The sequence below is a fragment of the Aquabacterium sp. T101 genome (assembly GCF_057219775.1).
Genome location: NZ_JBXVVZ010000005.1, coordinates 112,732 through 135,109 on the forward strand (window position 1 = coordinate 112,732; position 22,378 = coordinate 135,109).

At 72.2% G+C, this 22,378-nt stretch carries 22 protein-coding genes; 15 read left to right on the forward strand and 7 right to left on the reverse strand.

Going from position 1 to position 22,378, the window contains the following annotated elements; genetic code table 11:
- Positions 1 to 96: 96 nt before the first annotated feature.
- The 11 genes from murD to AC2EAQ_RS14045 all read left to right on the forward strand — a co-directional run bounded on the left by murD (position 97) and on the right by AC2EAQ_RS14045 (position 11,338).
- On the forward strand, positions 97 to 1,653 hold the full coding sequence (gene murD / locus AC2EAQ_RS13995; RefSeq protein ID WP_484644946.1) for a UDP-N-acetylmuramoyl-L-alanine--D-glutamate ligase: 1,557 nt from the start codon (positions 97 to 99) through the stop codon (positions 1,651 to 1,653).
- Positions 1,650 to 2,900 (forward strand): putative lipid II flippase FtsW, encoded by a 1,251-nt coding sequence (gene ftsW / locus AC2EAQ_RS14000; RefSeq protein ID WP_484644947.1) that lies wholly within the window; start codon positions 1,650 to 1,652, stop codon positions 2,898 to 2,900. Before murD ends, ftsW begins: the two co-directional genes overlap by 4 nt.
- The gene (murG, locus tag AC2EAQ_RS14005; RefSeq protein WP_484644948.1) at positions 2,900 to 3,991 is read left to right on the forward strand and encodes an undecaprenyldiphospho-muramoylpentapeptide beta-N-acetylglucosaminyltransferase; all 1,092 of its coding nucleotides are present in this window, start codon (positions 2,900 to 2,902) and stop codon (positions 3,989 to 3,991) included. Before ftsW ends, murG begins: the two co-directional genes overlap by 1 nt.
- Positions 3,988 to 5,400: a UDP-N-acetylmuramate--L-alanine ligase gene (gene murC, locus AC2EAQ_RS14010; RefSeq protein WP_484644949.1), complete on the forward strand. Its 1,413-nt coding sequence runs from the start codon at positions 3,988 to 3,990 to the stop codon at positions 5,398 to 5,400. The genes murG and murC overlap by 4 nt, the downstream gene beginning before the upstream one ends.
- Positions 5,397 to 6,362, forward strand: a complete 966-nt coding sequence (locus AC2EAQ_RS14015) for a D-alanine--D-alanine ligase (RefSeq protein ID WP_484644950.1) — start codon at positions 5,397 to 5,399, stop codon at positions 6,360 to 6,362. Before murC ends, AC2EAQ_RS14015 begins: the two co-directional genes overlap by 4 nt.
- 17 nt (positions 6,363 to 6,379) lie before the next feature.
- Positions 6,380 to 7,213 carry a cell division protein FtsQ/DivIB gene (locus tag AC2EAQ_RS14020; protein WP_484644951.1) on the forward strand — a complete coding sequence of 278 codons (834 nt, stop codon included), beginning with the start codon at positions 6,380 to 6,382 and terminating at the stop codon, positions 7,211 to 7,213.
- Between the two features lie 25 nt (positions 7,214 to 7,238).
- On the forward strand, positions 7,239 to 8,480 hold the full coding sequence (gene ftsA, locus AC2EAQ_RS14025; protein ID WP_484644952.1) for a cell division protein FtsA: 1,242 nt from the start codon (positions 7,239 to 7,241) through the stop codon (positions 8,478 to 8,480).
- Between the two features lie 70 nt (positions 8,481 to 8,550).
- Entirely contained in the window at positions 8,551 to 9,780 is a 1,230-nt protein-coding gene (gene ftsZ, locus AC2EAQ_RS14030; protein ID WP_484644953.1) for a cell division protein FtsZ, read from the forward strand.
- A gap of 207 nt (positions 9,781 to 9,987) precedes the next feature.
- Entirely contained in the window at positions 9,988 to 10,923 is a 936-nt protein-coding gene (gene lpxC, locus AC2EAQ_RS14035; protein WP_484644954.1) for a UDP-3-O-acyl-N-acetylglucosamine deacetylase, read from the forward strand.
- 6 nt (positions 10,924 to 10,929) lie between these two features.
- The gene (locus AC2EAQ_RS14040; RefSeq protein WP_484644955.1) at positions 10,930 to 11,115 is read left to right on the forward strand and encodes a hypothetical protein; all 186 of its coding nucleotides are present in this window, start codon (positions 10,930 to 10,932) and stop codon (positions 11,113 to 11,115) included.
- Positions 11,116 to 11,125: 10 nt separating this feature from the next.
- A complete protein-coding gene (locus tag AC2EAQ_RS14045) occupies positions 11,126 to 11,338 on the forward strand; it encodes a hypothetical protein (protein WP_484644956.1) in 213 nt (70 codons plus the stop codon).
- A gap of 31 nt (positions 11,339 to 11,369) precedes the next feature.
- Here the strand turns inward: AC2EAQ_RS14045 and ruvC are convergent, their stop codons facing one another.
- From ruvC to AC2EAQ_RS14065, 4 genes are all read right to left on the reverse strand, one after another.
- Positions 11,370 to 11,918: a crossover junction endodeoxyribonuclease RuvC gene (ruvC, locus tag AC2EAQ_RS14050; protein ID WP_484644957.1), complete on the reverse strand. Its 549-nt coding sequence runs from the start codon at positions 11,916 to 11,918 to the stop codon at positions 11,370 to 11,372.
- Positions 11,919 to 12,045: 127 nt separating this feature from the next.
- On the reverse strand, positions 12,046 to 13,014 hold the full coding sequence (locus tag AC2EAQ_RS14055; protein ID WP_484644958.1) for a phosphatidate cytidylyltransferase: 969 nt from the start codon (positions 13,012 to 13,014) through the stop codon (positions 12,046 to 12,048).
- A gap of 1 nt (position 13,015) precedes the next feature.
- Entirely contained in the window at positions 13,016 to 13,636 is a 621-nt protein-coding gene (locus tag AC2EAQ_RS14060; protein ID WP_484644959.1) for a lysophospholipid acyltransferase family protein, read from the reverse strand.
- An 84-nt stretch (positions 13,637 to 13,720) separates the two neighbouring features.
- Positions 13,721 to 14,158: a hypothetical protein gene (locus tag AC2EAQ_RS14065; protein ID WP_484644960.1), complete on the reverse strand. Its 438-nt coding sequence runs from the start codon at positions 14,156 to 14,158 to the stop codon at positions 13,721 to 13,723.
- 161 nt (positions 14,159 to 14,319) lie between these two features.
- On the opposite strand from AC2EAQ_RS14065, the gene lplT reads away from it, so the two are divergent.
- A complete protein-coding gene (gene lplT, locus AC2EAQ_RS14070; protein ID WP_484644961.1) occupies positions 14,320 to 15,600 on the forward strand; it encodes a lysophospholipid transporter LplT in 1,281 nt (426 codons plus the stop codon).
- Here lplT and AC2EAQ_RS14075 read toward each other — a convergent pair.
- The gene (locus tag AC2EAQ_RS14075) at positions 15,580 to 16,836 is read right to left on the reverse strand and encodes a glycosyltransferase family 4 protein (RefSeq protein ID WP_484644962.1); all 1,257 of its coding nucleotides are present in this window, start codon (positions 16,834 to 16,836) and stop codon (positions 15,580 to 15,582) included. The genes lplT and AC2EAQ_RS14075 overlap by 21 nt on opposite strands.
- A 151-nt stretch (positions 16,837 to 16,987) precedes the next feature.
- On the opposite strand from AC2EAQ_RS14075, the gene AC2EAQ_RS14080 reads away from it, so the two are divergent.
- Complete coding sequence (locus tag AC2EAQ_RS14080) at positions 16,988 to 17,596, forward strand: hypothetical protein (RefSeq protein WP_484644963.1); 609 nt, start codon at positions 16,988 to 16,990, stop codon at positions 17,594 to 17,596.
- A 10-nt stretch (positions 17,597 to 17,606) separates the two neighbouring features.
- On the opposite strand, the gene AC2EAQ_RS14085 is transcribed toward AC2EAQ_RS14080, so the two are convergent.
- Positions 17,607 to 19,262, reverse strand: coding sequence for an aminotransferase class III-fold pyridoxal phosphate-dependent enzyme (locus AC2EAQ_RS14085; RefSeq protein WP_484644964.1), 1,656 nt, complete (start codon positions 19,260 to 19,262; stop codon positions 17,607 to 17,609).
- A gap of 53 nt (positions 19,263 to 19,315) precedes the next feature.
- Here AC2EAQ_RS14085 and asd point away from each other — a divergent pair, with 53 nt between their 5' ends.
- Positions 19,316 to 20,188, forward strand: coding sequence for an archaetidylserine decarboxylase (gene asd / locus AC2EAQ_RS14090; protein WP_484644965.1), 873 nt, complete (start codon positions 19,316 to 19,318; stop codon positions 20,186 to 20,188).
- A 69-nt stretch (positions 20,189 to 20,257) separates the two neighbouring features.
- Positions 20,258 to 21,442 (forward strand): glycosyltransferase family protein, encoded by a 1,185-nt coding sequence (locus AC2EAQ_RS14095; RefSeq protein WP_484644966.1) that lies wholly within the window; start codon positions 20,258 to 20,260, stop codon positions 21,440 to 21,442.
- On the opposite strand, the gene AC2EAQ_RS14100 is transcribed toward AC2EAQ_RS14095, so the two are convergent.
- Positions 21,439 to 22,323, reverse strand: a complete 885-nt coding sequence (locus tag AC2EAQ_RS14100; RefSeq protein WP_484644967.1) for a UDP-2,3-diacylglucosamine diphosphatase — start codon at positions 22,321 to 22,323, stop codon at positions 21,439 to 21,441. The two genes, AC2EAQ_RS14095 and AC2EAQ_RS14100, sit on opposite strands and share 4 nt — an antisense overlap.
- Positions 22,324 to 22,378: the final 55 nt, after the last annotated feature.

Genomic DNA, 22,378 nt, shown 5'->3' on the forward strand with positions numbered 1-22,378 from the left:
GAAGGCCCCCACGCTCACTTCGTTCTCTGCCCCCCGAGGGGGCGCGCGGGCCGCTTGGGGCGGCCCGGCGCGGCCCGCCCTCGTCGAGGAGGCCCGGTGATCCATCTGCAGGGCTTGACCATCCTCGTGCTCGGCCTGGGCGACTCGGGCCTGGCGATGGCCGCCTGGTGCGCGCGCCACGGTGCCACCGTGCGCGTGTGGGACTCGCGCGAGCAGCCGCCGCAGGCGCAGGCGCTCGCGCTGGCGGTGCCCGGCGCCACGCTGTCCACCGGCGCGATCGACGCGCAGGCGCTGGCGGGCGTGCAGATGGTGCTCAAGAGCCCCGGCCTGGCGCCGCGCGACGCGCGCATCGCGCCGCTGCTCGACGCCGCGCGGGCCCAGGGCCTGGCGGTGCAGGGCGAACTGGACCTGTTCGCCCGCGCCCTGGCCGACCTGAAGGCCGAGCGCGGCTATGCGCCGCAGGTGATCGCCATCACCGGCACCAACGGCAAGACCACCACCACCGCCCTGACCGCGCTGCTGGTGGAGCGCTGCGGGCGCACCGTGGCCACCGCCGGCAACATCGGCCCGACGATGCTCGACACGCTGGCCGGGGCGCTCGACGCGCGCGACGAGCAGGACCAGCCGCTGCCGCTGCCGCAGGTGTGGGTGCTGGAACTGTCGAGCTTCCAGCTCGACGGCGTGACCGGCTTCGACCCCGACGCCGCGACCGTGCTCAACCTCACCCAGGACCACCTCGACTGGCACGGCACGATGGAGGCCTATGCGCAGGCCAAGGCGCGCGTGTTCGGCAGCCGCACGGTGCGCGTGCTCAACCGCGACGACGCGCTCGTGCTGGCGATGGAGCCGTCGCCGGTGCTGGTCAAGGGCAAGGCGCGCCCGCCCGAGGTGGCCGTGGTGCGCTTCGGTCTCGACGCGCCGCAGCGTGCGGGCGACTTCGGCCTCGTGGTGGAACACGGCATGGCGTGGCTGGTGCGGGCGGTGGGCGACGACGACGCCGCGCCGGCGCGGCGTCGTGCCGGTGCGGACGTACTGCCCGACGAGCTTCACCTGCAGCGGCTGATGCCGGCCGACGCGCTGCGCATCCGCGGCCGCCACAACGCCGCCAACGCGCTGGCCGCGCTGGCGCTGGCCAGCGCCATCGGCTGCCCGCTGGCGCCGATGCTGCACGGCCTGCGCGAGTACCGCGGCGAGCCGCACCGGGTGGAGTTCGTCGCCAGCGTCGGCGGCGTCGAGGCCTTCGACGACAGCAAGGGCACCAATGTCGGCGCCACGGTGGCCGCGCTGCAGGGCCTGGGCGCGGACAAGTCGCCGGGCCGCCTCGTGGTGATCCTGGGCGGCGACGGCAAGGGGCAGGACTTCGCGCCGCTGGCCGCGCCGGTGGCGCAGCATGCCCGCGCCGTGGCGCTAATCGGCCGCGACGCCGCCACCATCGAAGCCGCGCTCGGCGCCACCGGCGTCGCGCTGCAGCGCCACGACACGCTGGAGGCGGCCGTGGCCTGGTGCTTCGCCGTCGCGCGCGAGGGCGACGCGGTGCTGCTGAGCCCCGCCTGCGCCAGCCTCGACATGTTCCGCAACTATGGCCACCGCGCCGAGGTGTTCGTCGCCGCGGTGCAGCAGCAGGCCGCCGAACGCGGGGAGGCCGTCGCATGATCGGCCTGCTGCGCGAGCGCATGGCGCTGTGGCGCGCCCGCCTCGGCGGCGGCGGCGAGGCCGCGCTGCCGATCCGCGACTGGAACGGCACGCGCCCGGCGCAGGCCCAGCGCATCACCGGCATCGACCAGGCGATGGTGTGGGTGGTGCTGGCGCTGCTCGCGCTCGGCCTGGTCATGGTGTATTCGGCGTCGGTCGCATTGCCCGACAACCCGAAGTTCGCGCGCTACTCGCCGACGCACTTCCTGTCGCGCCATGCCTTCGCGCTGGCGGTGGCCTTCGTGGCCTCGCTGGCCGCGCTGCAGGTGCCGGTCCGCGTCTGGGAGCGCTGGGCGCCGTGGATCTTCGTCGTCTCGCTGGCGCTGCTGGTGATCGTGCTGGTGCCCTTCATCGGCAAGGGCGTCAACGGCGCGCGGCGCTGGATCCCGCTGGGCGTGATGAACTTCCAGCCCAGCGAGCTGGCCAAGCTGGGCATGGCGCTGTACGCCGCCAGCTACATGGTGCGCAAGATGGACACGCGCGAGAACTTCTTCCAGGCGGTCACGCCGATCGCCATCGCGCTGGGCTTCATCGGCGTGCTGCTGCTGGCCGAGCCGGACATGGGCGCGTTCATGGTCATCGCGGCCATCGCGCTGGGCATCCTGTTCCTGGGCGGCGTCAACGGCCGCATGTTCGCGCTGGCGACCCTGGTGCTGCTGGGCGCCTTCGTGCTGATGATCGTCATGAGCCCGTGGCGCGCCGAGCGCATCTTCGCCTACCTCGACCCCTGGAACCCGCAGTACGCGCAGGGGCGCGCCTACCAGCTGACGCATTCGCTGATCGCCTTCGGCCGCGGCGAGATCTTCGGCCAGGGACTGGGCGGCAGCGTCGAGAAGCTGCACTACCTGCCCGAGGCGCACACCGACTTCCTGCTCGCGGTGATCGGCGAGGAGCTCGGCTTCGTCGGCGTGCTGGCCGTCATCGGCGCGTTCTTCTGGCTCACGCGGCGCATCTTCCTGATCGGCCGCCAGGCGGTGGCGCTCGACCGCGTCTTCGCCGGCCTGCTGGCACAGGGCATCGGCATCTGGATGGGCGGCCAGGCCTTCATCAACATGGGCGTCAACCTCGGCGTACTGCCCACCAAGGGCCTGACGCTGCCGCTGATGTCCTACGGCGGCTCGGCGATCCTGATGAACCTCGTGGCGCTGGCCATCGTGCTGCGCATCGACATGGAAAACCGCCAGCTCATGCGGGGAGGGCGCGCTTGATGCCGCACCTCGTCGTCATGGCCGCCGGCACCGGCGGGCACGTGATCCCCGGCCTCGCGGTGGCGCGCGAGATGCAGCACCGCGGCTGGACCGTGTCGTGGCTGGGCACGCGCGAGGGCATGGAGAACCGCCTCGTGCCGTCCACCGGCATCGCGCTCGACGCGATCGGCTTTTCCGGGCTGCGCGGCAAGGGCGCGCTGGGCATGGTCACCGGGGCGCTGCGACTGCTGCGCGCGTTCGGCGAGTGCCTGGGCGTGCTGCGCCGGCGCGGCGCCGACGCCGTGCTCGGCATGGGCGGCTATGTCTGCTTCCCCGGCGGCCTGATGGCCGCGCTGCTGCGCAAGCCGCTGGTGCTGGTCAATGCCGACGCTTCGATGCTGCTGTCCAACCGGGCGCTGCTGCCGGTGGCCGACCGCGTGGCCTTCGGCTTCGACGGTGCCGCCGCCGCACGCACGCGCCGGGCGGTGGTCACCGGCAACCCGGTGCGCGCCGAGATCGAGGCCCTGCCCGGGCCGGCCGAGCGCTTTGCCGGCCGCAGCGGCCCGCTGCAGCTGCTGGTCGTCGGCGGCAGCCTGGGTTCGCGCGTGCTCAACGAGACGCTGCCGCGCGCGCTGGCGCTGGTCGACCCGGCGCGCCGCCCGCAGGTGGTGCACCAGACCGGCGCGCTCAACCGCGACGGCGTGCGCGACGCCTACCGGGCCGCGGGGCTGGAGCCCGACGCGGCCCACGGCATCGAGGTGCTGCCCTTTATCGACGACATGGCCGCCCGGCTGGCGGGCTGCGACCTGATGCTGTGCCGCGCCGGAGCCGTCACCGTGAGCGAGCTGTGTGCCGCCGGCGTGCCGGCGGTGCTGGTGCCGCTGATCGTCAGCACCACGGCGCACCAGCGCGACAACGCGCAGTTCATGGCCCAGCACGGTGCGGCGCTGCACCTGCCGCAGGCCGAGATGACGCCCGAGTCGCTGGCACGCCTGCTGCAGGGGCTCGAGCGCCCGGCGCTGCAGGCCATGGCCGAGAAGGCGCACGCGCTGGGCCGGCCGCGTGCCGCCGCGCGCGTGGCCGACGAGATCGAGAGGCTGCTCAAGGCATGAAACACGCGGTCAAGCACCTGCACTTCGTGGGCCTCGGCGGCGCCGGCATGTCCGGCATCGCCGAGATCCTGCACAACCTGGGCTACCGCGTCAGCGGCAGCGACCAGAGCGACAGCGCGACGCTGCGGCGCCTGGCCTCGCTGGGCATCGCCACGCACGTGGGCCACGACGCGCGCCACATCGCGGGCGCCGACGCGGTGGTCACGTCCACCGCCGTCGGCGGCAGCAACCCGGAAGTGATCGCCGCGCGCGCCGCGCGCGTGCCGGTGGTGCCGCGCGCGGTGATGCTGGCCGAGCTGATGCGCCTGAAGCGCGGCATCGCCATCGCCGGCACCCACGGCAAGACCACGACCACCTCGCTGGTGGCCAGCGTGCTGGCCGAGGCCGGCCTCGACCCCACCTTCGTCATCGGCGGGCGACTGAACAGCGCCGGCGCCAACTCGCGCCTGGGTTCGGGCGAGTACATCGTGGTCGAGGCTGACGAGAGCGACGCCTCGTTCCTGAACCTGCTGCCGGTGCTGGCCGTGGTGACCAACATCGACGCCGACCACATGGAAACCTACGGGCACGACTTCGCGCGCCTGAAGGCGGCCTTCGTCGACTTCCTGCACCGCATGCCGTTCTACGGCGCGGCCATCGTCTGCGGCGACGACCCGGGCGTGCAGTCGATCGTGCCGATGGTGTCGCGCCGCGTCATCCGCTACGGCTTCGGCGCCGGCAACGAGGTGCGTGCCACGCAGGTGCAGGCCCTGGCCGGCGGCCAGATGCGCTTCGTGGTGGAGCGCCGCAACGGCACCACGATGCCGCCGTTGCCGGTGACGCTGAACCTGCCCGGCGAGCACAACGTGCTCAACGCGCTGGCCGCGGTGGCGGTGGCCACCGAGCTGGAGATCCCCGACGCGCCGATCGCCGCCGCGCTGGCGCAGTTCGCCGGCGTCGGTCGCCGCTTCCAGCGCTACGGCGACGTGGCCGCGCGCGACGGCGCCGGCCGCTTCACCGTGATCGACGACTACGGCCACCACCCCGCCGAGATGGCCGCGGTGATCGCGGCGGCCCGCGGCGCGTTCCCGGGCCGGCGCCTGGTGCTGGCCTTCCAGCCGCACCGCTACACCCGCACGCGCGACTGCTTCGAGGACTTCGTCAAGGTGCTCGGCGGCGCCGACGCGGTGCTGCTGACCGAGGTGTACTCGGCCGGCGAGCCGCCGATCGTGGCCGCGGACGGCCGCACGCTGGCGCGCGCGCTGCGCGTGGCCGGCAAGGTGGACCCGGTGTTCGTCGACGCGGTGGACGCGCTGCCGGCGGCGGTGCTGGAACACGCACGCGCCGGCGACGTGGTGATCGTGATGGGCGCAGGCTCGATCGGCCAGGTGGCCGGCCGTGTCGTCGAGCTGGGCGGGGGGGCCGCATGAACGCCGCCGGCATGGGCAAGGTCGCGGTGCTGATGGGCGGCACCAGCGCCGAGCGCGAGATCTCGCTGATGAGCGGCAGCGGCGTGCTGGCCGCGCTGCGCAGCCAGGGCGTGGACGCGCACCCGTTCGACCCCGCCGAGCGCGAGCTGTCCAAGCTCAAGCGCGACGGCTTCCAGCGCTGCTTCATCGCGCTGCACGGCCGCCACGGCGAGGACGGCACCGTGCAGGGCGCGCTCGAGCTGCTGGGCATTCCCTACACCGGCTCGGGCGTGATGGCCAGCGCGGTGGCGATGGACAAGGTGATGACCAAGCGCGTGTGGCTGCAGGAAGGCCTGCCGACGCCGGGCCACGTGGTGCTGGGCGCCGACGCGCAGCACGCCGCGGCCGTGCGTCAGGTGCCCGACCGGCTCGGCCTGCCGCTGATCGTCAAGCCGCCGCATGAGGGCTCGTCGATCGGTGTCACCAAGGTCGCGGGCTACTCGCAGATGCTTGCCGCGGTGGAGCTGGCCTCGCGCTACGACGCCGAGGTGCTGTGCGAGGAGTTCATCGAGGGCGACGAGGTGACCTGCCCGGTGCTGGGCGAGGGCGCGTCGGCGCGGGCGCTGCCGGTGGTGCGCATCGTCGCGCCCGAGGCGGGCTACGACTACCAGAACAAGTACTTCACCGACGACGTGAAGTACCTCGTGCCCAGCGGCCTGCCCGCCGCGGAGGAGGCCGAGATCCAGCGCCTGGTGCTGGCGGCCTTCCGCTCGCTCGGCTGCCGCGGCTGGGGCCGCGCCGACCTGATGATCCGCGCCAGCGACCGCAAGCCGTTCCTGCTGGAGATGAACACGTCGCCGGGCATGACCAGCCACTCGCTGGTGCCCAAGTCCGCCGCCGCCGCCGGCATCCCCTACGAGGCGCTGTGCCTGCAGATCCTGGCGCTGGCGCGCCTGGACAGCACGCGCGCCCCCGGCGTCTGAGGCCGCAGCCGCACCCCATGGCCACCCGCAACACCCATCGCAGCAAGCCCGGCCGTCCGCAGCCGCTGCCGCTGGACGTGCGCGTGATGAACGCGGCGGCCGCGCTGGTGTTCGCGGCGGCCGCGCTGACGCTGCTGGCCGCGGCGGTGAAGTGGGCCACGCGCTCGCCGGTGTTCACGGTGCGCGCGATCACGCTCGACGCGACGCTGCAGCGCGCCAACCTGGCCACGGTGCGCGCCAATGCGCTGCCGCGCCTGTCGGGCAACTTCTTCAGCATCGACCTCGACGCCAGCCGCCGCGCGTTCGAGTCGGTGCCCTGGGTGCGGCGCGCCGTGGTGCGCCGCGTCTGGCCCGACCGGCTGGCGGTGACGCTGGAGGAGCACCAGGCCGCCGCGCTGTGGCAGGGCGAGGACCGGCGCGGCGACCGCCTCGTCAACACCCATGGCGAGGTGTTCGAGGCCAACGTCGGCGACGTCGAGGACGACGCGCTGCCCACGCTGGCCGGGCCCGACGCCCGCTCGGCGCAGATGCTGTGGATGCTGCGCCGCGTCGCGTCGGCGATGGGGCCGCTGGAGCGCGAGGTGGTGATGCTGCGGCTGAGCAGCCGCGGCTCCTGGCGCGCCGAACTGGACACCGGCGCCACGCTCGAGCTGGGCCGCGGCAGCGACGACGACGTCGCCGCGCGCGTGGACCGCTTCGCCCGCACCGTGGCGCAGGCCGCGGGCCGCTTCGGCGGCGGCGGTGCGCCGCGCGCGCTGCTGTCGGCCGACCTGCGCCACCCGGACGGCTACGCGCTGCGCCTGGCCGGCATCTCCACCACCGCGGCCGTGCCGGCCGCCGGCGCCCGCTGAGGACACATTCAAAGGACCGCACCCGATGGCCGCCAAGGAATACAAGGATCTCGTCGTGGGCCTGGACATCGGCACCGCCAAGGTGATGGCGGTGGTGGCCGAGGTGCTGCCCGACGCGGAAGGCGGGGGCCTGCGCGTGGCCGGCCTGGGCACGGCGCCCGCGCACGGCCTCAAGCGCGGCGTGGTGGTCAACATCGACGCCACGGTGCAGTCCATCCAGCAGGCCTTGAAGGAGGCCGAGATGATGGCCGACTGCAAGATCACCCGCGTCTACACCGGCATCACCGGCAGCCACATCCGCGGCCAGAACTCCACCGGCATGGCCATCGTGCGCGACAAGGAGGTCACGCCCGCCGACGTGGCGCGCGTGGTGGACACCGCGCGCGCGATCAACATCCCCAACGACCAGCGCCTGCTGCTGGTGGAGCCGCAGGAATTCGTGATCGACGGCCACGAGGTCAAGGAGCCGATCGGCATGAGCGGCGGCCGCCTCGAGGCCAAGGTGCACCTCGTGACGGGCGCGCAGAGCGCGGCCGAGAACATCGTCAAGTGCGTGCGCCGCTGCGGCCTGGAGGTCGACCAGCTGGTGCTCAACCCGAGCGCGTCCAGCGCCTCGGTGCTCACCGCCGACGAGAAGGAGCTCGGCGTGGCGCTGGTGGACATCGGCGCCGGCACCACCGACGTGCAGATCTACACCGGCGGCTCGGTGCGGCACACGGCCGTGATCCCGATTGCCGGCGACCTGATCACCAGCGACATCGCGATGGCGCTGCGCACGCCGACCAAGGACGCGGAGGAGATCAAGGTCGGCCATGGCGTGGCCAAGCAGCTGCTCGCCGACCCGGCGGACAACCTCGAGGTGCCGGGCCTGGGCGACCGCTCGCCGCGCATGCTGTCGCGCCAGGCGCTGGCCGGCGTGATCGAGCCGCGCGTCGAGGAGATCTTCTCCCTCGTGCACCAGGTCATCCGCGAGTCCGGCTACGAGGAACTGCTGTCGTCGGGCATCGTGATCACCGGCGGCTCGGCGGTGATGCCGGGCATGGTGGAGCTCGGCGAGGACATCTTTCTGAAGCCCGTTCGGCGCGGCAACCCCACCTATTCGGGGGCGCTGTTCGACATGGTGGCCAACCCGCGGTCGGCCACCGTGATGGGCTTGCTCGAGGAGGCGCGCCTGGCGCGTGCTCGCGGGCACAAGGCCGCGGTGCAGGCAGGGTCGGTCAAGACCCTCGTCTCGCGCGCGCGGGATTGGTTCCTGAGGAGTTTCTGAGCGAGGGCCCGGCGAGGCTCGATTTACCTACTTTGGACGGCAACTGCTTCATTCAGCAAGGAGAGACACCATGGCGATCGAGATGATCGAGGAATTCGACCAAGGCACCCGCATCAAGGTGATGGGCGTGGGGGGCGGCGGCGGCAATGCGGTCGAGCACATGATCGCGAAGAACGTGCAGGGGGTGGAGTTCATCTGCGCCAACACCGACGCGCAGGCGCTCAACCGCAGCAGCGCGCACACCGTGCTGCAGCTGGGCAGCACCGGCCTGGGCGCCGGCGCCAAGCCCGAGGCGGGCAAGAACGCCGCCCAGGAGGCCGAGCAGCGCATCCGCGAGGCCATCGAGGGCGCGCACATGCTGTTCCTCACCGCCGGCATGGGCGGCGGCACCGGCACCGGCGCCGCGCCGGTGATCGCGCGCGTGGCCAAGGAGATGGGCATCCTGACCGTCGGCGTGGTGACCAAGCCGTTCGACTTCGAGGGCACGCGCCGCATGAAGGCCGCCGAGGTCGGCGTGGCCGAGCTGGAAGCCAACGTCGACTCGCTGATCGTGGTGCTCAACGAGAAGCTGCTCGAGGTGCTGGGCGACGACGTGACGCAGGAAGACGCCTTCGCCCATGCCAACGACGTGCTGCGCAATGCGGTGGGCGGCATCAGCGACGTGATCCACGTGCCGGGCCTCGTGAACGTGGACTTCGAGGACGTCAAGACCGTGATGAGCGAGCCCGGCAAGGCCATGATGGGCACGGCCCAGGCCAGCGGCCCGGACCGCGCCACCAAGGCCGCCGAGATGGCCGTCGCCTGCCCGCTGCTGGAGGGCATCGACCTGTCCGGCGCGCGTGGCGTGCTGGTGCTGATCGCCGCGGCCAAGGGCAACTTCAAGCTGAGCGAGAGCCGCAACGCGATGAACACGATCCGCCGCTACGCGGCCGACGATGCGCACGTGATCTACGGCACCGCCTACGACGAGACGCTGGGCGACCAGCTGCGCGTGACCGTGATCGCCACCGGCCTGTCGCCGGCCAAGCGCCAGCAGTCCACGCCGATCTCGGTGGTGCACAGCACCACGGCGCTGCGCACCGGCACCGACAACCTGCCGATCCTCAACGCGGTGTCCGGCACGCAGGCCGGCGCGTCGGCGGCCCCGGCGATGGGCGCGCCGCAGGACTACAGCCAGCTCAGCACGCCCAGCGTGTGGCGCAACGCCCGCACCCAGGCCGCCGCCAAGGTCGACGCGCTGGTCAGCAACGGCATGGACGAGATCGAGATCCCGGCGTTCCTGCGCAAGCAGGCGGATTGAGGTCCCCCCCCGTTGCGGCTTCGCCGCTCCCCCCCCAGGGGGGCGGCGCCGGAGGGCCGGCGGAGCCGGACCCTCGGCGCCTGCTGGGGCGCGCTGGTGGTGGGCGAGCGGTGGGGTGCTTGGCGAGCGCCTTGGTAGTTCGGCGCGTCTAGGGGTTCGCAGGCCATCGCGCCTGCAGCACCGTTGAAACTTCGGGACAATCGCGGCATGTTGCAGCAGAGGACCTTGAAGTCGATCACCCGGGCGGTGGGCCTGGGGGTGCATGGCGGGCAGAAGGTGGAACTCACCTTCCGGCCGGCGCCGGCGGACTCGGGCATCAGCTTCCGGCGGGTGGACCTGCCGGTGCCGGTGACGATTCCGGTCACGGCCGAGACGGTGTGCGACACGCGCATGGCCACGACCATCAGCCCCGGCGGAGACCCCGGGGCGCCCAAGGTGCAGACCATCGAGCACCTGCTGTCGGCCTGCGCCGGCCTCGGGCTGGACAACCTGGCCATCGACATCTCGGGCGAGGAGGTGCCGGTGCTCGACGGCTCGGCCGCGAGCTTCGTGTACCTGCTGCAGAGCGCGGGCATCGAGCTGCAGGCCGCGCCCAAGCGCTTCATCCGAGTGAAGAAGGCGGTGGAGGTGCGCGAGGGCGAGGGCGCCTCGCTGAAGTGGGCGCGCCTTGCGCCGCACCACGGCTACGTGCTCACCTTCGAGATCGAGTTCGACCACCCGGCGGTCAATGCCACCGGGCAGCGCGTGAGCTTCGACATGGGGTCGGGCCGCTACAAGCGCGACATCGCACGCGCCCGCACCTTCGGCTTCTCGCGCGACGTGGAGCAGATGCGCGCGCGCGGCCTGGGCCTGGGCGGCAGCATGGACAACGTGATCGTGCTGGGCGACACCAAGGTGCTCAATGCCGACGGGCTGCGCTACGACGACGAGTTCGTCAAGCACAAGATCCTCGACGCCATCGGCGACCTGCACGTGGCGGGGCGGCCGATGCTGGCCCACTACACCGCCTACAAGAGCGGCCATGCGCTCAACAACCGGCTGCTGCGCGCCCTGCTGGCCGACCGCGAGGCCTGGGAAACGGTCACATTCGACGGTGCGGCCGACGCACCGGCCGGTTTCGCCGAGCTGGCGCCGGCCTGGTAGGGCATCATGCTCGCCCTGCGCCTCGTCTTCGGCCTGCTGCTGGTGGCGGGGCTGGTCAGCTTTGCCGTCTACATGGCAACCGGCGACCCGGCCTGGCGAAGGAGGGGCATCGTGATCATCAAGTGGACCGTCATCGCAGGCCTGGGCGCCGCCGCGGTGATCGTGCTCGAGCGGCTCGCCCTGTGGCTTTGAACGAGACTCGATGAAGATCTTCTACTGGGTGATGGCCGGGCTGACGGTGGCGAGCTTCCTGCCCTGTCTGCTCTACATCGTGCTCTACGCCGTCACCGGCGAGGAAGCCTGCGCCCGTCGAGCCAAGCTGTTCTGGAACTCGGCCAAGGTGTTCGGCCTGCTGGGCTTCAACGTCGGCATCTGGGGCCACGTCGTCGTGGCGCTCTGGCAGATCTGGTTCTAGCGCCGACGCCCCCGCGGCGCCTGCACGGGCGCTAGTACGCCCGCCCCTTGCCGAACTGCGCATGCTGGCGCCGCGCCAGCGGCGTGGCCTTGCCCAGCGCCGCCAGCGACACGCCGGCATGGGCGTGGGTGATGGCGATGCCCAGTGCGTCGGCCGCGTCGGTGCCCGGCGCCGCGCGCAGGGACAGCAGCCGCGTCACCATCGCCTGCACCGCGTCCTTGCGCGCCTGGCCGTGGCCGGCCACCGCCTTCTTCATCTGCAGCGCCGTGTACTCGGCCACCGGCAGCCCGCACGACACCAGCGCGGCCAGCGCCGCACCGCGCGCCTGCCCGAGCAGCAGCGTGCTCTGCGGGTTGACGTTGACGAACACGATCTCCACCGCCGCGCACTGCGCCTCGTAGCGCCTGGCCACCTCGCACACGCCCTCGAAGATGACCTTGAGCCGTCCCGGCAGGTCGCCGCGCGCCACCGCCGCGGTGCGGACCGTGCCGCTGGCCACGTAGGCCAGCCGCGGCCCGTCGGCGTCGATCACGCCGAAGCCGGTGGTCTGCAGCCCGGGGTCTATGCCCAGGATCCGCATGGCGATCGTCCCGAACAGTAGCGATGCGGCATGTCCGCCCAGCGGACGCCGTGGGTCCGGCTCGGCCGGCCCACGGGCGTCGCCCCCCTGGGGGGGAGCGGCGAAGCCGCAACGGGGGGGGGCGTGTTCACAACTTGAAGTACCAGCGAACGGAGTGGAAGAACACCGGCGCGGCGAAGCACAGCGGCGCCACCCGGTCGAGCAGGCCGACGGCGCCGGTGACGCTGCTGCGGTTGCCCCAGTGGTGCACGCCGGCGTCGCGCTTGAGCGCCTTCATCACGAACTCGCCCATGGTGCCGGCGCCCGCGGCAATGAAGGCCATCACCAGCGCCTGCCCTGCCTTGAACGGCGTGATCCAGTACAGCGCCGCGCCGACCCAGGCCGCCACGAAGGCGCCGATGAACCAGGCGCGCCACGAGAAGCTGCGGCTGATCTGGCGCGCCAGCGGCCGGCGCCGCAGCCAGCGGCTGGCCAGTTCCTGCACCACCTGCGCCACGGCGGCCACCACCACCAGGAAGAAGAGCAGGAACGCGCCGCGCCCGGCGTACTTGGGGAACTCCAGCAGCAGCAGCGCCGGCGCGTGCGACAGGCCGTACACGCACACCACGATGCCCCACTGGATCTTGGCGTTGCGCTCGAGGAAGCGCTCGGGGTCGCCCGCCAGCGCGCTGACCACCGGCACGGCGAAGAACACGTAGACCGGGATGAACACGGTGAAGAGGTCGAAGTGGCGCGTGGCCACGATCGCGTACTGCAGCGGCAGCACCACGAAGAACGCCAGGATCAGCGTGCGGTGGTCGCTGCGCCGCGTGTACATCAGCGTGATGAACTCGCGCAGCGCCAGGAACGAGAACAGGCCGAAGAACACGGTGGACCCCACCGGACCCGAGACCCACGCCAGCCAGAACAGCGTGGTGCCGATCCACACCGCGCGCAGGTCGCGCAGGTAGGCCTGCCAGGTGTCGTCGGCCTTGCCCTCGCGGTCGCGCAGCGACCACAGCGCCGTGACCACCGACACCAGCGCCAGCGCCCCGAACAGGATCAGGAACAGCAGGCTGACCTGCTCGTCGGGCGAAAGGCGGCGCAGGGCTCCCATGTCAGGCTCCGCGCGGCCGCTGCGCGATCACCGCGTCGCGCGCGCGCTCGAGGAAGGCGCGCTTGTCCTCGCCGGGGCCGAGCCGGATCGGCGCGCCGAAGGTCACCGTGCACAGGATCGGCACCGGCACCACCTCGCCCTTGGGCATCACGCGCTGCACGTTGTCGATCCAGGCCGGCACCAGCTCCACGTCGGGGAACTGCTCGGCCAGGTGGAACAGCCCGCTCTTGAACGGCTGCGGCTCGCCCTTGTTGCTGCGCGTGCCCTCGGGAAAGATCACCAGCGAGTCGCCCTGGCGCAGCGCCTCGACCAGCGGCTCCAGCGGGTCCTGGTCGTCGGTGCGCTGGCGCGCCACGTAGACCGCGTTGAACACCTCGCGCGTGATCCAGTGCTTGAACGGCGTGGCGGTCCAGTAGTCCCTGGCGGCGATCGGGCGCGTGGTGGCGCGCAGGTCCTTCGGCAGCGCGGCCCAGATCAGCACCCAGTCGAGGTGGCTCTGGTGGTTGGCGAAGTAGATGCGCTGGCGCGCGGTGGGCGGGCAGCCCTTCCAATGGCCCTGCGCGCCCGTGATCAAGCGGGCGATGAAACTCAGCAGCAGGCCCATCAGGTCGGCGCGGGACATCGGGCGGCATCCTAGCCGCTGCGCACCCCGGGCCCCATCGGGGCGACTACGCCTTCGGCCGGGCGGGCCGGCCGGCGCTGACGGTCAGCGCGCGACGGCGGTGCCGCTGAGCAGCGCGACCAGGCGCTGCAGCTCGAGCTGCACGGCGCCCGGGAAGCCGATGCCGCCCCAGCGCGGGTCCTCGGCCAGCTCGCGCACGGCGGCCAGCGAGCGCGCCGACTGCGACCAGCCCTGGGCCAGGCGGTTGGCCACGTGGGGGTAGCGCTCGCACAGGGTCTTGGGGCGCGCGTCGGCCGGGAAGGCGACCAGCCAGTCGATCGTCGGCCCGGCCAGCATGCGCTCGGCCGCGGTCGGCTTGTGGTCCTTCTTGCGCCCGAAGTTGATCGACAGCGGATCGTTGTCCATGGTCTCGTCCACCGGCTTGGACGCCTGCGCCTCGGCCTTGGGCTTGGGCGGTGCGAGCTCGACGTACTCGAACTCGATGCGTCCGGAAGGGCTGAACTCCATGGGCTGTGTGGACATGCTTGGGCAGTTGTCGGCAGGGCGTGCGTGCCCCTGAAAAATTCTAGGCAGGGCGACGCTGCGCGGCTCACCTGTAACCGTGAGCGTCTGCACGGGAATGGCATCTGCGTGCGGTGTCATGCGCGCTTAACGCCGGGGCGCGATGCTGCGCCGATGCGACCGTGCCCCACCGCGCGATGCCGGCCGGCTTCGCGATCCTGATCGCGGCGCAGTTCGCGTCGGCCCTGGCCGACAACGCGCTGCTCATCGTGTCGATCGCGCTGCTGTCGCAGCAGGGGCTGCCGGTCTGGTGGGCGCCGCTGCTGAAGGTGGGCTTCACGGTGTCATACGTCGTGCTCGCGCCCTTCGTCGGGCCGCTGGCCGACACCTGGCCCAAGGGCCGGGTCATGGCCGCGATGAACCTGGTCAAGGTGGCGGGCGTGCTGTGGCTGCTCACGGGGGCGCATCCCGTGGCCGCGCTGACCGTGGTCGGCTTCGGTGCGGCGGCCTATGCGCCGGCCAAGTACGGGCTGGTGACGGAGCTGGTGTCGCCTTCGCAGCTGGTGGCGGCCAACGGCTGGATCGAGGTCACGGTGGTGTGCGCCGCGCTGCTGGGCGCCGTGCTCGGCGGCCTGCTGGTCAGCCCCTGGGTGCTGGACTCCGGTCTCGCCGCCTGGGCCGCGGGGGCCCTGGCGGGGGTCGACGGCGGCCGAGTGGGCGCGCTCGCTGCGTCGGTCGGCCTGCTGCTGGGCGTGTACGCGCTGGCCAGCCTGCTCAACCTCGGCGTGCCCGACAGCGGTGCGCGCTATCGCCGGGAGGCCTGGCATCCGTGGCGGCTGCTGCGCCGATTCGGCCGTGCCAATGCCGTGCTGTGGCGCGATGCCGAAGGCGGCGTCTCGCTGGCGGCCACGACGATCTTCTGGGGCGTCGGCGCGACGCTGCAGTTCGCGGTGCTGCGCTGGGCGGTGGACGTCCTGGCCCTGCCGCTGGACCAGGCGGCCTACCTGCAGGCCGCCGTGGCCGTGGGCGTGGTGGCCGGTGCCGGGGCGGCGGGGCGCTGGGTGGCGCTGCGCCACGCCGTCCGCCTGCTCGCCGCCGGCGTCGTGCTGGGCCTGCTGATGCCCGTGGTGGCCAGTGTCGATCGGGTGGTGCTGGCGGTACCGCTGCTGATGCTGGTGGGTGCGGTGGGCGGCTTCATGGTCGTGCCGCTGAACGCGCTGCTGCAGCATCGCGGCTTCGTGCTGCTGACGGCCGGGCGGTCCATCGCCGTCCAGGGTTTCAACGAGAACCTGAGCGTGCTGGCGATGCTCGGCACCTATGCGCTGCTGCAGGCCGCGGGCGTGTCGATCGTCGCCACGCTGTGGGGCCTGGGCCTGGGCGTGGCGGCGGCGCTGGCCGCCCTGATGCGGGCTGCGCGGCGCCGACCGGCCCGGCGCACGCCGTCAGAGCGCGCGGTGCCTTAGCGGCATGGCCATCGGTCGGGCGATTGCGGGCCCGTGGCTGTCGATCGCCTCGCACAGCACCGACTCGAAGCGCGCGACCACGCTGTCCCAGCCGAAGCTCTCGGCCGACGCCCGCGCCTCGCGGCCCTGTCGGGCCCGGTCCTGAGCGTCCCGCGCCAGCGTCACGGCCGCGGTCACGAACGACGCCGTGCGCAGGTCCGCCGCGAGCATGCCGTTGTGCCCGCTGCGGATCAGCTGGCCGGCGGCGGCGGCATCGAACGCCACGACCGGCAGCCCGCTGGCCATGGCCTCGGTGGTGACGTTGCCGAAGGTCTCGGTCTGGCTCGGAAAGAGGAACAGGTCCGCCGACGCGTAGTGTGCGGCCAGGTCCTCGCCCGAGCGCAGGCCGGCGAACACCGCGCCGGGACAGCGCGCCTGCAGGTCGGCCCGCAGCGGCCCGTCGCCGACGAACACCAGCCTGACGGCATCGCCCATGGCGGCCCGCACGGCGGCATGCGCCTCGAGCACCGCGTCGAGGTTCTTCTCGGGCGCGAGGCGCCCCACGTAGGCCAGCACCAGGTCGCCGGCCGCGGCGCCCCACGTGCGGCGCAAGGCGTCGCTGCGCCGCATCGGGTCGAACAGGCGGGTGTCCACGCCGCGCCCCACGACATGCAGGCGCTGGAAACCGGCGGCATCGAGCTGGGCGCGCAGCGCATCGGTGGGCACCATGGTCGCGTGTGCGCGGTTGTGGAACTTGCGCAGATAGGCCGAGATCGGCCGCGCCAGCCAGCCGATGCGGTAGTGCCGGCCGTAGGTGTGGAAGTTGGTGCGGAAGTCCGAGGTCACCGGCAGCTTGAGGTGCAGCGCGGCCTGCAGTGCCGACCAGCCCAGTGGCCCCTCGGTGGCGATATGGACCACGTCCGGCCGCTGCACCGACCACAGGCGCACCAGCGCCCGCTTCGAGGGTGCACCCATGCGCAGCTGCGGGTAGGCCGGGATGGGCCAGCCGGCCGTGAGCACCTCCTCGAAGCGGCCCGGGTCGGCAGGGAGCGGCTGCGGCGTCGGTGCCGCCTGGCGCGGGCGCACGAGCTGCAGTTCGTGCTGGCGACGGTGCAGGCCGTCGACGATGCGGGCCACCGACATCGCCACGCCGTTCACCTCGGGCGGATAGGTCTCCGTGACGATCGCGATGCGCCGCGAGCGGCGCTGCGGCGGCAGGCTGTCGACGACGATCGGGCTGGCCAGGGTGTCGATCATGACGCCATGCTCGCTTCGACCCGCGGCAGTTCGATGACAGTCGCGCAGCAGGCCGCCGCAGGCGGATCGTCACGCGGATTTCATGCGCGGTCGTCACCATGCCGTCACGCCGTGTCGCAGGGACGCGGCCTGCCGACAGCACAGGAGCGCCATGAGCACCTTCCTCGAGATCGTCAACACCCAGCGCTGGGACGACCATCGCTACTACCACCAGAGCCGCATCAACCAGAGCCTGCATCTCGTCAGCGCGATCAGCTTCCTCGTGGCCTACGCGCTGCTCTTCGTCGACCCCGCCACGGCCGCCCTGGTGGCCTGGGGCATCTCGATGACGACGCGGCAGTCGGGCCACTTCTTCTTCGAGCCGCGCGGCTTCGACCACGTCAACGGCGTCACCGACGAGTACAAGGAAGAGGTCAAGGTGGGCTACAACCTGCACCGCAAGAAGGTGCTGCACGCGGTGTGGATCGCGATCCCGCTGGTGCTGTGGTTCGAGCCGTCGGTGTTCGGCCTGATCGAGCCGGCCGCCACCTTCGGCGACTTCCTGCACGACCTGGGCATGGCGTGGCTGGCGCTCGGCGTGGCCGGCCTGATGTTCCGCGTCGGCCAGCTCTGGACGACGCAGGGGCTGGTGGTGGGCCTGGCCTGGCTGACCAAGATCCTGACCGACCCGTTCCACGACATCTCGCTGTACCACAAGGCCCCGCTGCACCTGCTGCGCGGCGAACTGCTGGACCCGATGCCGCACGTGCGGCATCGCTGAGCCGGCGCGGCTAGAGCACCCGGCCGAGCATCTCGCGCAGGATGCTGCGCCGGATGCCGCGGTCGGTGAGGGCCGCGTCGTGCCACCACCAGCCGTCGTTCTTCATCTCCACGCAGGCCGCGACGAAGCGGTCTGCCACCGCGTCGAACGCGGCCTCGTCGTAGTTCAGGCTGAACACGATGCGGCCGCTGCCCACCCAGCTCAGGGCCAGCCCGTGCAGCCTCAGATAGAACTGCAGCATCCAGTTGTAGCGCCCGGGCTCGGTGTAGAGCACGGTCCAGATCGTCGACAGGTGGGCCACGCGCACCGGCACCCCGGCGGCGTCGAGGCGGCCGTTCAGGCGCGCCGCGCGTTCGTTCCAGCGTTCGTCGAGTCCCTCGTACAGGCGGCGCACCTCGGGCGAGTCGAGGCGGTCGAGGAAGGCCGACATCGCGGTCATCACGTAGGGGTGCGAGTTGAAGGTGCCGCGGGCGAAGCAGATGTCGGCCGGCCGCTCCTCCCGGAAGCGCTTCATCAGGTCGCGCCGGCCGCACACCACGCCCACCGGCAGGCCGCCGCCGAGCGTCTTGCCGTAGGTGACCATGTCGGCGCGCACGCCGAAGTACTCCTGAGCGCCGCCGGGGGCGAGGCGAAAGCCGACGAACACCTCGTCGAAGATCAGCACGATGCCGCGTTCGGTGCACACCTGCCGCAGCGCCTGCAGCCATCGGGCGTAGGCCTCGCGGTCGAAGTGCGCGCGGCGCGAGCTGTCCACCAGCGACGAGTCGCCGGGGGCGCCGGCGTTCGGGTGCAGGGCCTGCAGCGGGTTGACCAGCACGCAGGCGATGTCGCGCCGGGTGCGCAGCACGTGCAGCGAGCGCGGGTCCATGTCGCGCAGGGTGTAGGTCTCGCGCGGCGGCAGCGGGTTGCCCGGGCCGGGCTGCACGTCCTCCCACCAGCCGTGGTAGGCGCCGCAGAAGCGCACCAGGTGGCGCCGCCGCGTGTGGTATCGCGCCAGGCGCACGGCCTGCATCACCGCCTCGGTGCCGGACATGTGGAACGACACTTCGTCCAGGCCCGACAGCGCGGCCAGGCGCTCGGCGTTGCGCAGCACGGCCGGGTGGTAGGCGCCCAGCACCGGGCCCAGCGCGCCCGCCTCGCGCACGGCTTCCTCGATGCAGGCCTTGTAGGTGTCGTTGCCCAGCAGGTTGACGCCGTAGGAGCCGGTGAGGTCGAAGAACAGGTTGCCGTCCAGGTCCTCGACCATCACGCCGTCGGTGCGCTGCACGAAGCTGCCCATGCGCAGGTGCTTCTTCACGACCGGCGCGTACTGGAAGGGCACGCGGTAGCTGCCGGTGAACTGCAGGTCGGAGATCGTGCCGCGGGCCCGCTCGGTCATCGCGGCGCTGCGCGCATAGCGCTGCTCGAACATGCGCGACAGGCGGCGCAACCCGGCCTCGCGCTGCTGCGCCACGCCGGCCGGGGCGCCGTCGCTCGTGAAGAACTCGTCCTCCTCGTAGGCATAGCCGGGGATCAGCGAAGCGACGCGCTTGGCCATGCGCGAGTGGCCGGCCAGCGAACGGTGCTTGGCGCGCGACAGGTCGATGCGGCGCTTGGCCGCGGGCAGCAGGGCGAGCACGCCCAGCGTCAGGGCCGACAAGGCCGGCAGGTTCCAGGCTTCTTCCATGGAGTGTGACCGTGATGAGACAAGACGGTGTAGCCGCGTCCGTTGACAGCGTCGTGAAAAAGCGGCCGGTATCGGTGCTGGGACGCGTGTTCCAGCAGGAGGACATCAACTTCCTGGTCACCAACCGCATACCGCGAATCGCGCTGACGCGGCTGATGGGGCGCTTCAGCCGCATCCGCAGCCCGCTGCTGGCGCGGCTGTCGATCGCGGTGTGGCGGCTCTTCACCGACCTCGACCTGAGCGACGCGAAGCGGCACCGCTTCGGCTCGCTGCACGAGTGCTTCACACGCGAGCTGGTGCCCGGCGCCCGGCCGGTGGACGGCCGCGCGGGCATCCTGGCCAGCCCCAGCGACGCCATCGTCGGCGCCTGCGGGCGCGTGGCGCAGGGCCAGGTGCTGCAGGCCAAGGGCATGCCCTACACGCTGGCCGAACTGTTCGGGCCGTCCCGCGACCCGGCGTCCTTCGAGGGCGGCTGCTACGTCACGCTGCGCCTGACGTCGGCGATGTACCACCGCTTCCACGCGCCGCACGACCTGACGGTGGACCATGTCACCTACCTCAGCGGCGACACCTGGAACGTCAACCCGATCGCGCTGGCGCGGGTGGAGCGGCTGTTCTGCCGCAACGAGCGGGCGGTGATCGATGCGCGCCTGGCGCACGGCGGCCATCGCATCGCCCTGGTGCCGGTGGCGGCGGTGCTGGTGGCCAGCATCCGACTGCACTTCCTCGACGTGCTGCTGCACCTGCGCTGGCGCGGCCCGAACGAGATGCCGTGCGAGGCCCGCCTCGCCAAGGGCCAGGAGATGGGCTGGTTCGAGCACGGCTCCACCATCATCGTCTTCGCGCCGCCGGGCTTCGCGCTGGCCGAGGGCATCGCCCCGGGCGCCCGGTTGCGCGCCGGGCAGGCGCTGATGCAGCTGCCCTGACCGGGGCGGGTCACGCCGCGGTCATCGGCCGATCACGGTCGTGTCATGACCTCCGGCAAGGATGGTCACATGCAAGGCGTCACCGTCGACCTGGTCTACTTCGATGCGGGCGGGGGGCACCGCTCGGCGGCTCTCGCGCTGCAGGCGGCCATCGCCCGCCAGCGCCGCCCCTGGACCGTGCGCCTGGTGAACCTGACCGAGGTGCTGGACGCCGGCGGTCAGTGGCGCCGCAAGCTCGGCTTCGACCCGGAGGCGTTCTACAACCGGCGCCTGCAACGGGGCTGGACGATCGGGCTGGCCCATGAACTGAAGCTGCTGCAGGCGCTGATCCGCATGGCCCACGCGCCGATGCTGCGCCTGCTGCAGCATCACTGGGCACGCACCGAGCCCGACGTCGTGGTGTCGCTGGTGCCGAACTTCAACCGCGTGCTGCACGAATCGGTGGCGGGCACGCTGCCCGGCGTGCCGTTCGCCACCGTGCTGACGGACATGGCCGACCTGCCGCCGCACTTCTGGATCGAGCCGGGCCAGCAGCAGACGGTCGTCTGCGGCACCGAGCGTGCCGTGCAGCAGGCCCGCCGCGCGGGCTATCCGCCCGAGCGCATCGCGCTGACCAGCGGCATGATGATCCGTCCTTCGTTCTACGGTCCGGCGCCGGCGCTGTCGCGCGCCGAGGCCCGGCGCGAGCACGGTCTGGACCCGGACCGCCCCACCGGCGTGGTGATGTTCGGCGGCCAGGGCTCGCGCCAGATGCTGACCATCGCCCGGCAACTGGGCGACGTGCAGCTCGTGCTGATGTGCGGCCGCAACGAGGCGCTGGCCCGCCGCCTGCGCGCGACGCGACGCGCGGCGCCGCAGGCCGTCCTCGGGTTCACCGAAGACGTGGCGGCGGCGATGCGGCTGGGCGACTTCCTCGTCGGGAAGCCCGGCCCGGGCTGCCTGAGCGAGGCGGTGCACCTGGGCCTGCCGGTGATCACCTTCCGCAACGCCTGGACCATGCCGCAGGAACGCTACAACACCGACTGGGTGCGGGAGCGGGGCGTCGGCCTCGTGGTGCGGTCGCTGCGCGAGCTGCCGCAGGCGGTGGACACCTTGTGGCGCGACCTCGACCGCTACCGTGCGGCCACCGCCGCCGTCGACAACCGGGCCGTGTTCGAGGTGCCACAGATCATCGAGGAAATGCTGCTGGCTTCGCGCGCAGGCCGGCCGATGCAGCCGCTGGCGCTGCGCGCCACGGCGCTGGCCCGGGCCTAGGGGCCGAGCAGGGGCTGCGTCTCGCGCAGCACCGGTTCCGGCACGGCGGGCGGCGCGATGACGGGCTGGCGGGCCGGCGCTGCCACCGTCTGCGGCACCCAGGCGTCGGCGCTGCGGTCGACGATCTCGAGCCGGCCGTCGTGGTGCTCCACCAGGGCGGTGAGACTCTCCACCCAGTCGCCGTCGTTGCAGTACAGCACGCCGTCGATCTCGCGCATCTCGGCATGGTGGATGTGCCCGCACACCACGCCATGCGCCCCGCGCCTGCGCGCCTCCCGCGCCACGGCCACCTCGAACTGGTCGATGTAGCTCACGGCGCGCTTGACGCGGTGCTTCAGGTAGCGCGACAGGCTCCAGTACGGCAGCCCCAGCTTGGCACGCGCGTGGTTGAACCAGCGGTTGACCTTGAGCGTGAACTCGTAGGCCGCGTCGCCGGCATAGGCCAGCCACTTGGCGCACTGGATCACGCCGTCGAACAGGTCGCCGTGGGTCACCCACAGGCGCCGGCCGTCGGCGGTGACGTGGATGCAGTCCTCCACCACGTCGACGCCGCCGAAGTTGTGCGACACGTAGCGGCGCGCGAACTCGTCGTGGTTGCCGGGCACGAAGATCACCCGCGTGCCCTTGCGCGCCTTGCGCAGCAGCTTCTGCACCACGTCGTTGTGGGCCTGGGGCCAGTACCACGACCGCCGCAGCTGCCAGCCGTCGATGATGTCGCCCACGAGGTACAGGGTCTGGCAGTCCACGCTGCGCAGGAAGTTCAGCAGCGCCCGCGCCTGGCAGCCGGGCGTGCCGAGGTGCAGGTCGGAGATCCACACCGCACGCACGCGCAGCGTCGCTTCGCCGTCCTGAACGTCCTGGAGATCGGCCTGCGGGGACATGCCGCCATGGTGACGGCGGCCGATGACGGCCTTGTGACCCTGTGGCCTGCCGGCC

Excerpts from the sequence above, each read along its gene's own strand:
- ftsW (WP_484644947.1), top strand. The coding sequence starts at position 1,650 with ATGATCGGCCTGCTGCGCGAGCGCATGGCGCTGTGGCGCGCCCGCCTC.
- murG (WP_484644948.1), top strand. The coding sequence starts at position 2,900 with ATGCCGCACCTCGTCGTCATGGCCGCCGGCACCGGCGGGCACGTGATC.
- murC (WP_484644949.1), top strand. The coding sequence starts at position 3,988 with ATGAAACACGCGGTCAAGCACCTGCACTTCGTGGGCCTCGGCGGCGCC.
- AC2EAQ_RS14015 (WP_484644950.1), top strand. The coding sequence starts at position 5,397 with ATGAACGCCGCCGGCATGGGCAAGGTCGCGGTGCTGATGGGCGGCACC.
- AC2EAQ_RS14020 (WP_484644951.1), top strand. The coding sequence starts at position 6,380 with ATGGCCACCCGCAACACCCATCGCAGCAAGCCCGGCCGTCCGCAGCCG.
- ftsA (WP_484644952.1), top strand. The coding sequence starts at position 7,239 with ATGGCCGCCAAGGAATACAAGGATCTCGTCGTGGGCCTGGACATCGGC.
- ftsZ (WP_484644953.1), top strand. The coding sequence starts at position 8,551 with ATGGCGATCGAGATGATCGAGGAATTCGACCAAGGCACCCGCATCAAG.
- lpxC (WP_484644954.1), top strand. The coding sequence starts at position 9,988 with ATGTTGCAGCAGAGGACCTTGAAGTCGATCACCCGGGCGGTGGGCCTG.
- AC2EAQ_RS14040 (WP_484644955.1), top strand. The coding sequence starts at position 10,930 with ATGCTCGCCCTGCGCCTCGTCTTCGGCCTGCTGCTGGTGGCGGGGCTG.
- AC2EAQ_RS14045 (WP_484644956.1), top strand. The coding sequence starts at position 11,126 with ATGAAGATCTTCTACTGGGTGATGGCCGGGCTGACGGTGGCGAGCTTC.
- ruvC (WP_484644957.1), bottom strand. The coding sequence starts at position 11,918 with ATGCGGATCCTGGGCATAGACCCCGGGCTGCAGACCACCGGCTTCGGC.
- AC2EAQ_RS14055 (WP_484644958.1), bottom strand. The coding sequence starts at position 13,014 with ATGGGAGCCCTGCGCCGCCTTTCGCCCGACGAGCAGGTCAGCCTGCTG.
- AC2EAQ_RS14060 (WP_484644959.1), bottom strand. The coding sequence starts at position 13,636 with ATGTCCCGCGCCGACCTGATGGGCCTGCTGCTGAGTTTCATCGCCCGC.
- AC2EAQ_RS14065 (WP_484644960.1), bottom strand. The coding sequence starts at position 14,158 with ATGTCCACACAGCCCATGGAGTTCAGCCCTTCCGGACGCATCGAGTTC.
- AC2EAQ_RS14075 (WP_484644962.1), bottom strand. The coding sequence starts at position 16,836 with ATGATCGACACCCTGGCCAGCCCGATCGTCGTCGACAGCCTGCCGCCG.
- AC2EAQ_RS14080 (WP_484644963.1), top strand. The coding sequence starts at position 16,988 with ATGAGCACCTTCCTCGAGATCGTCAACACCCAGCGCTGGGACGACCAT.
- AC2EAQ_RS14085 (WP_484644964.1), bottom strand. The coding sequence starts at position 19,262 with ATGGAAGAAGCCTGGAACCTGCCGGCCTTGTCGGCCCTGACGCTGGGC.
- AC2EAQ_RS14095 (WP_484644966.1), top strand. The coding sequence starts at position 20,258 with ATGCAAGGCGTCACCGTCGACCTGGTCTACTTCGATGCGGGCGGGGGG.
- AC2EAQ_RS14100 (WP_484644967.1), bottom strand. The coding sequence starts at position 22,323 with ATGTCCCCGCAGGCCGATCTCCAGGACGTTCAGGACGGCGAAGCGACG.